Raw genomic sequence first — 15,471 nt, 5'->3', positions numbered from 1 at the left:
GGGATGCATCGAGCGGGTTGCGGGTCATTGCCGTCTCCTGAGCGCGGATCGAGCAGTCTAGCGCATTGCCCGCCGGCCGTCGGCGCGCGTGCGCGTGCGCGGCACGCAGCAAAAAGCCGACGCAAGCAGGTCGTCCTGCTTGCGTCGGCTCGACATTCACGTCAGGCTTCGGGCCGAAGCCGCAAAGCCCGACGCATCGCGCTCAATGCACGCCGAGGTAGGCCTTCACCGCCGGCAGGCCCGGCTTGCCGTCGATCGTCGTCACGCCGGCCAGCCACTTGTCGAGCGATTGCGGATTCGCCTTCAGCCATTCGGCGGCGGCCTTGTTCGGATCCTGCTTGTTCATGATCGGCACCATCACGTGGTTCTCGATCGACGTCGTGAACTGCAGGTTCGACACGAACTTCGCGACGTTCGGGCAGCGCTGCGCGTAGTCGGGCGGCGTCGCCGTCAGCACCTTCGCTTCGCCGTAGTTCGGGCCGAACACGTCGTCGCCGCCGGTCAGGTAGTCGATCTTCATCTGCACGTTCATCGGATGCGGTTCCCAGCCGAGGAACACGATCCACTGCTTGTCGCGGATCGCGCGGTTCACCTCGACCAGCATCCCGGCCTCGCTCGACTCGACCAGCTTGAACTTGCCGAGGCCGAACTGGTTGCCGTCGATCATCTTCTTGATCAGCGCGTTGCCGTCGTTGCCCGGCTCGATCCCGTAGATCTTGCCGTTGAGCTTGTCCGCGAATTTCTGGATGTCCGCGAACGACTTCAGGCCGCCCTGATACACGTAGTCGGGCACCGCAAGCGTGTATTTCGCGCCGGTCAGGTTGGGCGTCGCGAGCACCTTGATCGTGCCGGCCTTCGTGAACGGCTGGATGATCGGGTCCATCGTCGGCGACCAGTAGCCGAGGAACACGTCGATCTGCTTGCTCTTGATCCCCGCGAACGTGATCGGCACCGACGCGATCGTCTTCGTCGGGGTGTAGCCGAGCCCCTGCAGCATCGTCGATGCGAGGCCCGTGGTCGCCGCGATGTCGGACCAGCCGACATCGGCGAAGCGCACGTTCTTGCAAACGGGCGGATCGGCCGCATAAACGGCCGACATCGGCGCGGTTATCCCGATCCCGCACACCGCTGCGATCAATAGGCGCTTCATCTTGCTTCTCCTCAAAGTGATGTCGTTTGCTTGAATGCGGGATCGTTTGTTGAAGCCGCGCGCCGCGATCCCGGCGACGTCGCGGACCGATTGATCGCCCCGTTCAGCGCCCCGGCAGCCGGCGCTCGTAGCTCGGCGCATGGCCGAACTGCGCGCGGTATGCCTTGCTGAAATGACACGGCGAGTGAAAGCCGCAGACCGTCGTCACGCGCGCGATCGATGCGTCGGTCGTACGCAGCAGGTCGCGTGCGCGTTTCAGGCGCAACGTCAGGTAATAGTGGGTCGGCGATACGTTCAGATACACCTTGAACATGCGCTGCAGATGCCGCTGCGAGAGCCGCACGAGCCGCGCGAGCTCCTCGAGCGACAGGGGCTCCTCGATGTTCGCCTCCATCAGCCGCACGACCTCGATCAGCTCCGCGCGCGAGAAACCGACCCGCGCATCGACCGGAATCGGCTGCGTATCGGTCGAACTGCGGATGCGCTCCAGGATGAACTGCTCGGATACCTGCGCGGCCAGCTGCTGGCCGAACCGCATGCCGACGAGGTTCAGCATCAGATCGAGCGGCGCGGTGCCGCCGGTGCAGGTCAGCCGGTCGCGATCGACGACGAACAATTCGTCGGCGAATCCGACCTGCGGAAATTCGGAATGCAGCGCGGACAGGTTCTCCCAGTGCACGGTGCAACGATAGCCGTCGAGCAGCCCGCTCGCCATCAGCGCGTAGGCGCCGGTGCAGATGCCGCCGAGCGGCAGCCCGCGTGCGGCAAGCGCCGCGAGCGTATCGCGCGCGCGCTCGTCGACCATGTCGCGGATGCGGATGCCGCCGCACACGATCATCACGTCGGGCAGGTCGTCGTAGTCGAGCGCCTGCGTGGGCCGCACCGCGATGCCGTTGCTGGCATGCGCGGGCGCGCCGTCGAGCGAGTAGATCGACCACTTGTAGTGTTCCGCCCGCCCGACGTAGTTCGCCATCCGAAGCACTTCGACCGCGCTCGAGAACGCGATCATCGAGAAGTTCGGCAGCGTCAGGAAGCCGAAATGGGCGAGGGACGAAACCGGTGAAACGCAGGCGGCGGGCGCGACAGCGACGGCGGACGTCACATCGGTCTCCTGGCGAGGAGGTTGCAGGGAGCCAGCCCCGCGGCGCGAGCCGCGGGAGCCGTGTTCGACGAGGGGGAGCGGCCGGAGCGTGTCCGGCCGCCGGAGATCAGGCCTGCGCGGGCTCGGCCTTCACGCGAAAGAGCTGCTTGAGGCCCGAGAACAGCGGCGCTTTCACGGTGCCCGGCGCGCGGCCGAAGCTCTCGGTGATGCGGTCGAGAATGATCGCGAGCAGCACGACCGACAGACCGCTTTCGAAACCGAGGCCGATGTCGAGACGCTGGATACTCGCGAGCACGTCGTTGCCGAGGCCGCCCGCGCCGACCATCGACGCGATGATCACCATCGACAGCGCCATCATGATCGTCTGGTTCACGCCCTGCATGATCGACGGCAGCGCGTTCGGGAACTGCACCTTGTACAGCAGTTGCCACGGCGTGCAGCCGAACGCCTGGCCGGCTTCGACGATCTCGCGGTTCACGTGGCGGATGCCGAGGCTCGTGAGACGCACCGCGGGCGGCATCGCGAAGATCACCGTCGACAGGATCCCCGGCACGCGGCCGAGACCGAACAGCATCGCGGCCGGAATCAGGTAGACGAACGCGGGCATCGTCTGCATCAGGTCGAGAATCGGGCGCACGATCGCGGCGACCCACTTGCTCTTCGCGGCCCAGATGCCGAGCGGGATGCCGAGCACGAGGCTGATGATCGTCGACGACAGCGTGAGGCCGAGCGTGATGACCGTCTGGTCCCAGAAGCCGGTCGCGAAGATCAGCAGCAGCGACGCGGTGGTGAACAGCGCGAAACGCCAGCCCACCCGCCACAGCCCGACGCCGATGAAGATCGCCATCATCAGCCACATCGGGATCGCCTGCAGGCCATGCTCGACGAATGCCGCGAGCCCCTCGATCGCCCGACCGATCGCGTCGAACGTCTTCGCGTCGTGGTCGAGCAGGTAGTGAACGGACTGGTCGACCCAGGTACCGAGCGGAATCATTTCAGACATGGGAACCTCGCGAACGCGTGATGGCCTTCAGGATGAGCGCACGATCGACCGAGCCGCAGTAACAGCCGTCGTCGTCGACGACGGGCAGTGCATTCGGGCTCGCGACCACGCGCGCGACGACGTGTTCGAGCGATGCATCGCGCCGGATGCTTTCGATCGGCCGCACGGACGGCGTGTCCTGACCGAGCGCCTCGCGCGTGACGAAACCGCGAATCTTGCGTTCGGCATCGAGCACGAACGCGTAGTCGGCGCTGCCGTTCAGCGACGCGGCGACGTTCGCGGCATCGCACTTCGACATGGTAGGCACGGCGCCCGTCTGCATCAGGTCGCCCGCGGTGAGGTAGCGGCTGGTGTCGATGCCGTCGAAGAACGCGCGCACGTAATCGTCGGCCGGGTTCGCGATGATGTCCTGCGGCGTGCCGACCTGCACGAGGCGGCCGCCTTCCATGATCGCGATGCGGTTGCCGATGCGCAGCGCTTCCTCGAGATCGTGCGACACGAACATGATCGTGCGGCGCTGGTCCTTCTGCAGTTGCAGCAAGACGTCCTGCATTTCGCGGCGCTTGAGCGGATCGAGCGCGGAGAACGCCTCGTCCATGATCATCAGCGACGGGTTCACGGCCAGCGCGCGGGCAAGGCCGACGCGCTGCTGCATCCCGCCCGACAGCTCGGACGGCAGCTTGTGCGAAAACGGTGCGAGGCCGACCTGCTCGAGCACTTCCATCGCACGGCGCTCGCGCTCCTTCTTGCCCATGCCCGCGACTTCCAGCCCGAACGCGGCATTCGACACCACGGTGCGATGCGGCATCAGCGCGAACGACTGGAACACCATGCTCATGTCCTTGCGGCGCAGCGCGGTCAGCGCCGAGCGGCGCGCCGATGCGACGTCGAGCCCGTCGATCAGCACCTTGCCGGCGCTCGGATCGACCAGCCGGTTCACGAGGCGGATCAGCGTGGACTTGCCGGAACCGGACAGGCCCATCAGCACGAAAATTTCGCCTTCCTGCACATCGAAGGAGACGTTGTGCACGCCGACGACCTGACCGGTGCGCTTGAGCACATCGTCCTTCGTCGCGCCGGCGGCGAGCATGTCGAGCGCCTGCTGCGGATTGCTTCCAAACACCTTGCACAGACCTTCGACCACAACCTTGGGGGCATCCATCGAAACCTTCTCCTCGTGTAGCGGGGACTCGCGCTTGTCATAGCGTGCCTACATAGTTGCCAGAAAAAACCCCGGCCTGCCGACGAATTACGACAAACGCTTGCGCAAATACGACACGGCCGGCAGCCCCGTCCGGCGGGCCGCGCGGCCGATTGCGGCGGCGCAATACGCGCACGGCCCGCTGCGACGGGCATCGCCCTTCGGACTTGTGCGCAGCAGCGCGGCGAACGGCACATGGGATTTTGCGCCAGGCCGCATCCGGCACGCGTCGCTTTCCGACAAGTTGACGTCCGTTCCGACGCGCCTCTACTCAGACGAAAACGCCCACCGCATGCGCCGATAAAAAGCATGATCGTGCAAAAAAGCCGTTTGGCGACACCGAACGGCGCACGCCGCGATACCGCGCCAACCGCGGAAATCCGGGCAGGCACGCTGTGATACATTCGCCGCAAACACGCCGATCGCGACGTTGCCGCGGGCCTTCCGCACGAGGGCGCCAGCCGCATGGCGCGCGCATGCCGGTTCGCCTGCCGGCCGTGCCGAAACCGCCTCGATCCGGTGCGATCCCGGTCGAAGGACGATAACGATAGTGAGAGGGAGCAAGGCGTTGAACTGGGCATTCGCCGTAATCGGTTTCGTCGTGGGCGGCATCGCCGCCTTGATCGGGGACTTCCCGGCCGCGAGCGGCGCGCTGCTCGGGGCCGCCGCGGGGTTCTGGGTCGGGCAAACGCTGCGGCGACGCAAGCTGCAGAGCCGGCGCGCCATGCCCGACGCATGGGCCGCCGCCGCGCCGCCTCCCACCTCGTTACCGCTCGCCGATCGCGTCGCGCGCCTCGAAGCCACCGTCGACACGCTCACGCGCGAACTCGACGCGCTGCGCGCTCAACTGGCGGGTGCGAAGGCCGGCGCGGCGACATCCGGCGGCATCGCGTCGACGGCTTCGGCCGCCTCCGCACCGCTGCCGACGCACTTCCCGACACCGCCCGCGCCACGACCGGCCGCCGCACGCGCGGACACGCCGGCCTCCTCTTCGACGCCGGCGCCCACTCCACCGCCCGCGCCGGCCACCGCGGCACGCGCCGCAGCGGCGTCCGCTCGCGCCGACACCCCCGCCGGCGCGCCTGCCGCTCCGCCCGAACCGCCCGCGCCGCGCGAACCCGGCATCGCCGAACGCGCGTTCGGCGCCGCGCGCGACTGGCTGCTCGGCGGCAACACGGTCGTGCGTGTCGGGATCGTCGTGCTGTTCTTCGGCGTCGCGTTCCTGCTCAAGTACGCGGCCGACAACGACATGCTGCCGATCGAATTCCGTCTCGCGGGCACGGCGCTCGCGGCGGCCGCGCTGCTCGCGATCGGCTGGCGCGTGCGTGCGCGCCGCGCCGCATACGGCCTCGTGCTGCAGGGTGGCGGCGTCGGCATCCTGTACCTGACGATCTTCGCCGCGACCAGGCTCGATGCGTTGCTGCCCGTCGGCGCCGCGTTCCCGCTGATGGTCGCGGTCTGCGCGCTGAGCGCATTCCTCGCGGTGCGGCAGAACGCGCTGCCGCTCGCGTTCATGGGCAGTGCGGGCGGCTTCCTCGCGCCGATCCTGCTGTCGACCGGCCACGGCAACCACGTCGCGCTGTTCAGCTACTACGCACTGCTGAACGCGGGCATCTTCGCGATCGCGTGGTTCAAGGCCTGGCGCCCGCTGAACCTGCTCGGCTTCGTGTTCACGTTCGCGATCGGCTCCGCGTGGGGCGTGACGGCCTATCGCCCCACGCTGTTCGCGAGCACCGAGCCGTTCCTCGTCCTGTTCTTCCTGATGTATGTCGGCATCGCGCTGCTGTATGCGGTGAAACGCGAACTCGCGCTGCGACACTATGTGGACGGCACGCTCGTGTTCGGCACGCCGATCGTCGCGACCGCGCTGCAGGCGTCGCTCGTGAAAGGCATGCCGTTCGGGCTCGCATGGAGCGCGGTCGCGCTGTCGGCGTTCTACGTCGCGGTGGCCGCCTGGCTCGCGCGGCGCCGCGATCGCCTCGGGCTGCTGTTCGAATCGATGCTCGCGCTCGCGGCGATCTTCGCGACGCTCGCGGTGCCGTTCGCGTTCTCGGGGCCGACGACCAGCGCCGCGTGGGCCATCGAAGGCGCGGCCGTCGTGTGGCTCGGCGTGCGCCAGAAACGCCCGCTGCCGTTCGGCTTCGGGCTGCTGATGCAGGTCGCCGCGGCCGGCGCGTTCTTCACGAGCCTGCTTGGCCCGGCCGACACGGCCGCGCTGCCGGTGCTCAACAGCCCGTATGTCGCGATGCTGCTGATCGCGCTCGCCGGCCTGTTCACCGGCTGGTGGCTGCACGGACGCGGCGAAGCGCGCGCCTGGCACGCATGGATGCCCGAGATCGGTGTCGCGGCCGCCGCGTGGGGGCTGCTGTGGTGGGTCAGCGGCGGGCTGCACGAGATCCTCGTCTATGCGAGCCGACACGTCGACCTGCATGTCGAGCGCTTCGTCGTCGATACGACCGCGCTGTTCGCGGCCGGCACCGCGTGGCTCGCGCACGCCACGCGCCGCCGGCTCGCGTGGCCGCTCGCCGAATGGCCCGCGCTCGCGCTCGCGCCCGTGCTGGCGCTGCTCGCGCTGCGTGCGTTCGATGCGCACGAAGCGCCGCTGTCCGGCATGGGCGCGTTCGCGTGGCCCGTGGTCGTCGGCGCGGGACTTGCGCTGCTGTGGCGCCAGTCGCGCGGCACGACCGGCGCCGCCGACGCGCGCGGTGCAACGCCCTCCGTTGCAGCGCGCCTGCTCGCGCCGCTGCATACGCTGACGTTCTGGACCCTGTGCGCGCTGCTGTCGCTCGAAGGTTTCTGGCGCCTGCGCGCGTTCGTCCCGGAAGGCGCATGGAGCTGGAGCGCATGGGCGTACGGCTTCGGCGCGCTGGCCCGTCGCGGCGTTCCCGCGCGCCTATCAGGTGTGGGGGGCCGCGCCGCTCGCCGCGCTGCTGTGGCTGTGGAGTCTCGCCAGCACGGTGAGCGACGGCGACGCAGCGCCGCTCTTCTGGCTGCCGCTGCTCAATCCGCTCGACGTCGCGCAGGGTCTCGTCTTCGTCGCATTCGCCGCGTGGCTGCGTCGCCTGAAAGCGCTCGGCATCGCGTGGCATCCGCGCGTCGTCGGCTATCTGGCGATCGCGACCGTGTTCCTGTGGTTCAACGTGCTGATGCTGCGCACGCTGCATCACTGGGCCGGCGTGCCGTACGCATTCGGCGCGATGACCGAATCGACGCTCGTGCAGGCATCGGTGTCCGTGTACTGGACGGTCTGCGCGCTCGCCATCACGATCTGGGCCACGCGCCGCGGGCTGCGACCGCTGTGGTTCGTCGGCGCCGCGCTGCTCGCGCTCACGGTCGTCAAGCTGTTCCTGTTCGACCTGTCGCACGTCACCGGCATCGAGCGTATCGTGTCGTTCATCGGCATCGGCGTGCTGCTGCTGTTGATCGGCTATTTTTCGCCGCTGCCGCCGAAGGCCGCCGCGCAACAGGACGGCCGGCCATGAAGCGACGCGCCGCCCTGCTCGGGCTGAGCCTGCTCGCGTCGTTCGCGGCGGCCGACGGCGCACCGAACGCCGGACGCGCCATGCAGCGCTTCGCGCTCGATCTCGACGGCAGCGCCGCGTATTACCAGCTCACCGTGCCTCAGCCCGTGTATGCGGCGAGCCGGCGCGACGATCTCGGCGACGTGCGCGTCTTCAACGGCGCGGGCGAGCCGGTGCCGTACTCGCTCGACGCACCCGCCGCGGCCGCGCCCGCCGTGCCGCCGTCCCGCACGCCGGTGCATTGGTTCTCGCTGCCGCCCACGCGCGCCGAACACGGCAACGCGCCGCCCGGCGTGACGGTCGGCCCGGACGGCGCGCTGCGCGCGGCCGTCGCGACGCCTTCGCTCACCCGGCACGGCGCGGACCTCGTCGATCTGTCGCATGCCGACGGCAGCGTCGACGCGCTGCTCGTACACGTGGGCGACGACAGCTACCAGGGACGTGTGTCCGTCGAAGCCAGCGACGACCTGCGCACCTGGCGGCCGCTCGGCAGCACGCAGTTGCTGAAGGTCGGCCGCGGCAACGACATGCTGGTGCAGGAGCGCATCGCGCTCGACGGCGCGGCGCCGCGCTATCTTCGGCTGGACTGGCCCGACGGCGCGCCGTCGATCGCGTCGGTCGACGTCGAGACGCATCCGCGCGACGCACGCGGCGTCGACACGGCATCCGTGCCGCGCCAGTGGCGCGACGCCGTGCGGATACGCGCCGGCGCTGCGCCGGGCGAGTATCTGTTCGACACCGACGGCGCGTATCCGGTCGACCGCGTGCGCATCGACCTGCCGCAGCCGAACACCGTCGCGCGCGCGACGCTGCAAAGCCGCGCCGATGCGCAGGCGCCGTGGCGCGACGTCGCGGCCGCCGTGCTGTTCCGGCTGCAGGGCAAGGGCGGCGAGCAGCGCAATCCGCCGCTCGAGTTCGTCGCGAACACGGATCGCGCATGGCGAATCGTCGTCGACATGCTCAACGGCGGGCTCGGCGGCGGCCAGCCGGCCGTCGCGCTCGGCTGGCATCCGGCCGTGCTGACCTTCGTCGCGCGCGGCACGCCGCCGTTTACGCTCGGCGTCGGCGACGCGTCGCTCGTATCGTCGGCCGTGAGCCGCGACGCACTGCTGGTCGGCATGGTGCCGGAAGTGCGGCCCGCCCGCGTCGGCGCGGCGCTGCCGGCATCGGCGGTCGTGCCGGCGGCAGCCGCCGATGCGGATGCCGGGCGCCGCTACGTGCTGTGGGGCGCGCTGATCGTCGCGGCCGGCGTGCTCGGCGCGATCGCATGGCGCCTCGCGAAAGGCGGCGGCGAAACGCGCAGCCGCGACGAGTAGATCCCGGGGTAACGCAGCTGGCGGAGGGAACGCACCTCGTGCGCGTCGCGTACGAGCGCATCGAAGCATCGATCGTCGTCCGCGCAGGCAGCGCGTCGTGCGATGACGTCGCGTGATGATGCGCCTGTCCGGCGCGCTCGCCGTTGACACGTGCCGCCCCGCGCTCCAGACTCGCCGCTCCGTCACCCCACCGCGAGCGCCCATGATCACCTGCTTCCTTCGCTACGTCGTCGATCCGTACAAACTCGACGAATTCGAAACCTACGGCAAGATGTGGATTCCGCTCGTCGAGCAGTTCGGCGGCACGCATCACGGCTACTTCCTGCCGTCCGAAGGCGCGAGCAACATCGCGCTCGCGATGTTCTCGTTCCCGAGCCTCGCCGAATACGAGCGCTACCGCGAACGCTCGAAGGACGATCCCGCCTGCCAAGCCGCGTTCCGCTACGCGGAGGAAACCCGGTGCATCGTCAGCTACGAGCGCAGCTTCTTCCGGCCGGTGTTCGAGTAACGAACCCGCGCCACCGCGCATCCCGCCCCGTTTTCCGGCCGAGGACGAAAAAAAGCCCCGCCAGCATCCGCGCGGCGGGGCCAACCCATGTCAGTAGAGACATCATGGAGGAGACGAGCCCATCTTATCGACCGTGGCGCACCGTCCCAACCAAGCATTTCTGCTATCGATCTGCGGGGCCGCGCGCACGCGTGCCGTCGCCGCGCGGCATATCGATAGAACGAAAAGTCGTTTTCAGAGTGGCGACGGGGTCGTTACCATCTGGTTTTAAGCCTGTGCTTAGCTGGGCAAGCCATTCCCGAGGAGCGCCCCTTGACTGCATTCGATCAACACCGCCGCCCGTTCGTCGTCGGCATCGGCGGGACCACCCGAGCCGCGTCGTCCACCGAACGCGCGCTGTCGTTCGCACTGCGCGGCGCGCAAGCCGCCGGCGCGCGCACGCGCCTGTTCGACGGCCCGTTCCTGCATACGCTGCCGCACTACGCCCCCGAACACGAAACGCTGACCGACGCGCAGCGCGAGCTGATCGACGCCGTGCGTCAGGCCGACGCGATCATCATCGCCACGCCCGGCTATCACGGCGGCGTGTCCGGTCTCGTGAAGAACGCGCTCGACACGCTCGAGGAGCTGCGCGCGGACGACCGCCCGTATCTCGACGGCCGTGCGGTCGGTTTGATCGTCACCGCGTACGGCTGGCAGGCGGCCGGCACCGTACTGACGTCGCTGCGCTCGATCGTCCATGCGCTGCGCGGCTGGCCGACGCCGTTCGGCGCCACCGTCAACACGCTGGAAACCCGCTTCGAAAGCGCCGATAGCTGCTCGGATCCGAAGGTCGTCGCGCAACTCGAGACGGTCGGTGCGCAAGCCGCCGAATTCGCGCTCGCGTTCGCGTCGCATCGTGCGGCCTCGCATGCGGCATCGGTCGATGCGCTCGCACCCGTGCTGAAAGTCGCCAACCAGTAACCTCCGCATTCCGCCGCGCGCCCTCACTCGACAGGATTCGACGAGGGCGTGCGCGCCGCCTCTTCCGACGCGTGGCGAGGTGCCGGGGCGCGCCGCCACGCCTCCCGAAAGCACGATTCCCGCGCACCGCCCCGATAACGATTCAGCTCCGCGCGTCATTTGCATTGGCCGAAAGATTGGTTCACGCAGGCGGCCCGTTTTCGTACGCTGAAAGTCCGAACTTTTTTGCGCGCCACCCCATGAACCGTACGATCCGCTACAAGGGCTACGAAGTCGCTCCCGCTGCCGCCCGGTTGCCGAACGGGCTGTTCGCCGCCAACCTGACGATCGAACGCGCGAGCGGCGGGCCGTCGCCGCGCTCCGTGTCGTTCGACGCAATCGATTTCTTCTTCGAGGAAGAACACGCCCTCGCCTACGCGTCGCGCTGGGGCCGCCTCTGGGTCGACACGAACGCGTGACCGTGACGCGCGCGGGGCCGGCGTGCCCATGGCCGCTCGAAAATACGCGATGACGGAAGCTGTGCAAGAATCTTTCGATCCGTAATCGCATAACAATAGCCATGACCGACACGCTGCACGAAGAGCATGCAGCCGCAGATCACGCGATGCGCAACTGGACCTTCGAGAGGCAAGGCCCGGTCCGAATCGGTTCCGATGCGCACAAGCAGATGTTCTGTCGGATGCTGCTCGACACACACAACCCGTACAAGCCGGCCGTGATCGACTGGCCGACGCTCCAGCCGGCCGAACTCCGGCGGCTCACGTCGTTGCCGATCTGGGACATCGCCGTGCAAACCGAAGGCCGCGCGTCGATCCGCGTGGCGACCTACGCCGCGACGGTCGACGATCCGCTGCTGCGCCGCGCGCTCGAGATGGACGGCGGCGAGGAGGCCCGCCACAAGGTCGTGCTGTCGAAGCTCGTCGAGGCGTACGGCATCGCGCTCGCGCCGGAACCGCCCTACCCGGCGCCGAAGCATGCCGAATGGGCATGGATGGTCACGGGCTTCAGCGAGTGCATCGACAGCTTCTTCGCGTTCGGCCTGTTCCGTTCCGCGCAGCGCTCCGGCTATTTCCCGCCCGAACTCGTCGAAACCTTCGAACCGGTGATCCAGGAAGAAGGCCGCCACATCCTGTTCTTCGTGAACTGGTTCGCGTGGCACTGGCGCAACCTGCCGTGGTGGCGCCGGCCGTGGTTCTTCGTACGCGTCGCGGCCGTATGGGTGCACCTGATCCGCGAGCGCATCGGCATTGCGCGCGGCATCGACGCCGATGGCGTCGCGCACGACGCGAACTTCCCGGCAACGAGCACCGCCGACATCGGCGATGCGCTGAACCCGCGCGAGCTGATCGAGCTGTGTCTCGCGGAAAACGACCGTCGGATGGCCGGTTACGACGAGCGCCTGCTGCGCCCGATGTTCGTGCCGCGCATGGCGCGGTTCGCGCTGCGGTTCATGAAGAAGTAAAGTCGGGCGCTTGCCGCCGGTCGTGCGGCAAGCGCCTGGTTCATTCAGTCCACGGCCCTGGAACGAATGTGGCGTGTCCGACACATTCAATCCATCCCTATTTTTCTTCGCCACGCCAGCACGCGAACGGCATGGGCGACACATTGCCGCGCCCTGGATCTGACATTTCAGGCGCCGCCGGCCCGACGCTGACCCACCGTATCTGACGCCCTGTCGACATCACGCGAAACGCCTGCCGCGAGCGCGCCAGCTCGACTTCCGGCATGTGCGCCTATTCCGCCTTGACGCCGCTTCGATGCAATCGTCAATAGGACAAATCCGATAAATTGACGCGAATTGTTTCATCACCGCGCCCTGTAGCACTTTTTTACAACTTCCCCCGACCGGTCGCCCCGGAATGCCCGCCGCGCGGGCTCCTGCGCCGGCCGAGATGCGCATATCGGCATAATTCAATTCCCTCTGAATCGGATAAATTTAATTATCAGATAACCACGAAATACAAACTCAAATCCGATCAAAACCAAAATATTAACAAGTTAAGTAAATGACGAACGCATTATTCGCCAGCACATCCATTTATATTACAAACATGAAAGGATTCGATGGCGCGCAAACGTTTGCTATTTCATTTGTCTTACTTTTTGAGCGCTCCGATGTGTAACCTCTCGCACAAAACTCGATCAACGCATTGATTTAGAAGGAAAATTTTTTACTGCAACAGACGATTCCGCCCCCTACATCTAGCGTTCCACGGTCTTTCAAATTCATTCGCTCCAGATGCATCAAAACACGATGCATTAACCATTCTTTAACTTTAAAACCGCCTCATTTATCACTGTTTGTCAATCTCTAAAATCCACCTCCAATAAACTCCGCCCATCAATTTTGAGATTCGCGCGAGCGCACGGAGCAATCCTCTAACGAAAGAGACCGGTGTGTGTCGTGCACATTTGGAGGTAGCAGGACATGAACCGCACATACCGCTCGATCTGGAACGAAGCGCTTGGCGCCTGGGTAGCGGCATCGGAACTCGATTCGGCACGGGGCAAGCCGAACAAGTCGGCCGTTGCTGCCGCAGTATTGGCCGCCGTCGCCATGCTCCCGTCGCTCGCCGGCGCCAATACCTTCGTGCCAGGCACGACGAACGGTACCCAATTCACCGTGTCGTCGTGTACGTCGAGCGGTGGCAGCGGCACCGTCGGCCGCACGACGACAGGCAACACCAATGCCTATCCCGTCGACGGCTCCGGCACCTACTCCACGGTTGCGGGCTGCAACTCCAGCGGCAACAACAATCTCGCGGCCACGGTTTATGGTGCATTCGCGCAAGTGACCGGCACCGGTGGTACGGCGACGGGCTTTCTGTCGTCTGCTGCGCTCTGGGGCACGTCTGCCGGTCTCGAGTCGACCGCCAGCGGCGCCGGTTCTACCGCGCTCGGCTTCGGGGCAACGGCCAACGCATTGAATTCGGTCGCGATCGGCGGTGCAGCCGGTAACGGCACCACCCCGCTTTCCTATGCAAACTCGACCATCGCTTCGGGCGCGGGCGCAGTCGCCATCGGCAGCAACGCGACGAAGGGCGCGCAGTCCGCCGCGTCGGACGGCATCGCGATCGGCGGGCAGTCGTCGGTCGCATCGGCTGCCACGTCGGGTATCGCAGTCGGCCGTGGCGCGACCGTCAACGGTGCGTACGGCATCGCGCAAGGCGATGGCGTCGTCTCCGGCGCAACGGGCCGAAACGTCGCAATCGGCTCGTCGGGCACGACGGCGAACAGCGCGACCTCGGCCGGCGGCGCGGTCGCGATCGGCCGGGGCCAGAGCGCCAGCGGCGACGGCGCCGTTGCGATCGGCGATCCGAACAGCGCGACCGGCACGGGCGCGCTGGCAATCGGCGCGAACGACACGTCGAACGGTTCCGGCGCCATCGCGCTCGGCAACAACAACTCCGCGAGCGGCACGGGTTCCGTTGCGCTCGGCAACAGCAGCACGGCGACCAACAGCTCCGTCGCCATCGGCAGCTCGGCGTCGGCGACCGGTACCAACGGCGCGGTTGCCATCGGTAATGCGGCAACCGCGAACGGCACCGGCGCAATCGCGCTCGGTAACGTCGGCAGCTTTGCCGCCAATTCGATCGCAAGCGGTGCGGACGCACTCGCGCTCGGTAACGGCTCGACGGCCAGCGGCACCTCCGGCGCGGTCGCCGTCGGCGCGGCAGCCGTGGCGTCTGCAAACTATGGCACGGCACTCGGTTCGAATTCGACCGCAAGCGTCGCAAACTCGGTCGCCCTCGGCTACAACGCGCTGACGACCAGCGCAGCAACGGCGACGTCCGGCGGCACCACCACCGTCAGCAGCGCCACGATCGGCGGCCAGACGTTCGGCAACTTCGCCGGCGCCAATTCGGCGGGCGGTGTGGTCAGCGTCGGGCAGTCGGGCTCGGAACGCCGCATCCAGAACGTCGCGGCAGGTCTCGTCACCGCAACCAGCACCGACGCGATCAACGGCAGCCAGCTCTATTCGGTTGCGAGCACGACGACGTCGAGCATCACGAGCCTGTCGACGTCGGCGTCGACGGGTCTGTCGTCGGCCAACAGTTCGATCACGTCGCTCTCGACCTCGACTTCGACGGGCCTGTCCACGGCCAACAGCTCGATTACGTCGCTGTCGACCTCGACTTCGACGGGCCTGTCCACGGCCAACAGCTCGATCACGTCGCTGTCGACCTCGACTTCGACGGGCCTGTCCACGGCCAATAGCTCGATCACGTCGCTCTCGACTTCGACTTCGACGGGTCTGTCGACGGCCAACAGTTCGATCACGTCGCTGTCCACGTCGACTTCGACGGGTCTGTCGTCGGCTACGAGCTCCATCGGTTCGCTCTCCACCGGCCTGAGCTCGACCAACAGCTCCGTCACCTCGCTGTCCACGTCGACTTCGACGGGTCTGTCGTCGGCTAACAGCTCCATCACGTCGCTCTCGACTTCGACTTCGACCGGTTTGTCGTCGGCTACGAGCTCCATCGGTTCGCTCTCCACCGGCCTGAGCTCGACCAACAGCTCCGTCACCTCGCTGTCCACGTCGACTTCGACGGGCCTGTCGTCGGCCAACAGCTCGATCACCTCGCTGTCGACTTCGACTTCGACGGGTCTGTCCACGGCCAATAGCTCGATCACGTCGCTCTCGACTTCGACCTCGACCGGTTTGTCGTCGGCTACGAGCTCCATCGGTTCGCTCTCCACCGGCCT

9 protein-coding genes and 2 pseudogenes are annotated in these 15,471 nt (G+C 67.2%); 7 read left to right on the top strand and 4 right to left on the bottom strand.

What is annotated here, in order from left to right; translation table 11 throughout:
* Positions 1–202: 202 nt before the first annotated feature.
* The 4 genes and pseudogenes from WT53_RS26700 to WT53_RS26685 form a co-directional block, all read right to left on the bottom strand.
* Positions 203–1,150 carry a choline ABC transporter substrate-binding protein gene (locus WT53_RS26700; RefSeq protein WP_034204176.1) on the bottom strand — a complete coding sequence of 316 codons (948 nt, stop codon included), beginning with the start codon at positions 1,148–1,150 and terminating at the stop codon, positions 203–205.
* Positions 1,151–1,253: 103 nt separating this feature from the next.
* Positions 1,254–2,252, bottom strand: coding sequence for a GlxA family transcriptional regulator (locus tag WT53_RS26695; RefSeq protein ID WP_034204175.1), 999 nt, complete (start codon positions 2,250–2,252; stop codon positions 1,254–1,256).
* Between the two features lie 106 nt (positions 2,253–2,358).
* Complete coding sequence (gene choW, locus WT53_RS26690; RefSeq protein WP_059781119.1) at positions 2,359–3,255, bottom strand: choline ABC transporter permease subunit; 897 nt, start codon at positions 3,253–3,255, stop codon at positions 2,359–2,361.
* A pseudogene (locus WT53_RS26685) lies at positions 3,248–4,688 on the bottom strand (glycine betaine/L-proline ABC transporter ATP-binding protein); the annotation flags it as partial. The gene choW and the pseudogene WT53_RS26685, both read right to left, overlap by 8 nt.
* A gap of 336 nt (positions 4,689–5,024) precedes the next feature.
* On the opposite strand from WT53_RS26685, the pseudogene WT53_RS26675 reads away from it, so the two are divergent.
* The 7 genes and pseudogenes from WT53_RS26675 to WT53_RS33685 form a co-directional block, all read left to right on the top strand.
* A pseudogene (locus WT53_RS26675) lies at positions 5,025–7,938 on the top strand (DUF2339 domain-containing protein).
* Positions 7,935–9,293 carry a DUF3999 domain-containing protein gene (locus WT53_RS26670; RefSeq protein WP_034204171.1) on the top strand — a complete coding sequence of 453 codons (1,359 nt, stop codon included), beginning with the start codon at positions 7,935–7,937 and terminating at the stop codon, positions 9,291–9,293. The pseudogene WT53_RS26675 and the gene WT53_RS26670 overlap by 4 nt, the downstream one beginning before the upstream one ends.
* A gap of 202 nt (positions 9,294–9,495) precedes the next feature.
* The gene (locus WT53_RS26665; protein ID WP_034204170.1) at positions 9,496–9,801 is read left to right on the top strand and encodes an NIPSNAP family protein; all 306 of its coding nucleotides are present in this window, start codon (positions 9,496–9,498) and stop codon (positions 9,799–9,801) included.
* A gap of 312 nt (positions 9,802–10,113) precedes the next feature.
* Positions 10,114–10,764: an NADPH-dependent FMN reductase gene (locus WT53_RS26660; RefSeq protein WP_034204169.1), complete on the top strand. Its 651-nt coding sequence runs from the start codon at positions 10,114–10,116 to the stop codon at positions 10,762–10,764.
* A gap of 239 nt (positions 10,765–11,003) precedes the next feature.
* Positions 11,004–11,222 carry a hypothetical protein gene (locus WT53_RS26655; protein ID WP_006480563.1) on the top strand — a complete coding sequence of 73 codons (219 nt, stop codon included), beginning with the start codon at positions 11,004–11,006 and terminating at the stop codon, positions 11,220–11,222.
* Positions 11,223–11,323: 101 nt separating this feature from the next.
* Positions 11,324–12,226, top strand: coding sequence for a hypothetical protein (locus tag WT53_RS26650; protein WP_034204168.1), 903 nt, complete (start codon positions 11,324–11,326; stop codon positions 12,224–12,226).
* A 966-nt stretch (positions 12,227–13,192) separates the two neighbouring features.
* Positions 13,193–15,471, top strand: a 2,279-nt coding sequence (locus tag WT53_RS33685) for an ESPR-type extended signal peptide-containing protein (RefSeq protein ID WP_257127879.1), incomplete at its 3' end; no start/stop codon positions are given.

Source organism: Burkholderia sp. MSMB2157WGS (assembly GCF_001532755.1).
Classification (GTDB): Bacteria; Pseudomonadota; Gammaproteobacteria; order Burkholderiales; family Burkholderiaceae; genus Burkholderia.
This window is presented reverse-complemented; position numbering and strand designations above follow the sequence as displayed.

Excerpts from the sequence above, each read along its gene's own strand:
- WT53_RS26700 (WP_034204176.1), bottom strand. The coding sequence starts at position 1,150 with ATGAAGCGCCTATTGATCGCAGCGGTGTGCGGGATCGGGATAACCGCG.
- choW (WP_059781119.1), bottom strand. The coding sequence starts at position 3,255 with ATGTCTGAAATGATTCCGCTCGGTACCTGGGTCGACCAGTCCGTTCAC.
- WT53_RS26670 (WP_034204171.1), top strand. The coding sequence starts at position 7,935 with ATGAAGCGACGCGCCGCCCTGCTCGGGCTGAGCCTGCTCGCGTCGTTC.
- WT53_RS26665 (WP_034204170.1), top strand. The coding sequence starts at position 9,496 with ATGATCACCTGCTTCCTTCGCTACGTCGTCGATCCGTACAAACTCGAC.
- WT53_RS26655 (WP_006480563.1), top strand. The coding sequence starts at position 11,004 with ATGAACCGTACGATCCGCTACAAGGGCTACGAAGTCGCTCCCGCTGCC.
- WT53_RS26650 (WP_034204168.1), top strand. The coding sequence starts at position 11,324 with ATGACCGACACGCTGCACGAAGAGCATGCAGCCGCAGATCACGCGATG.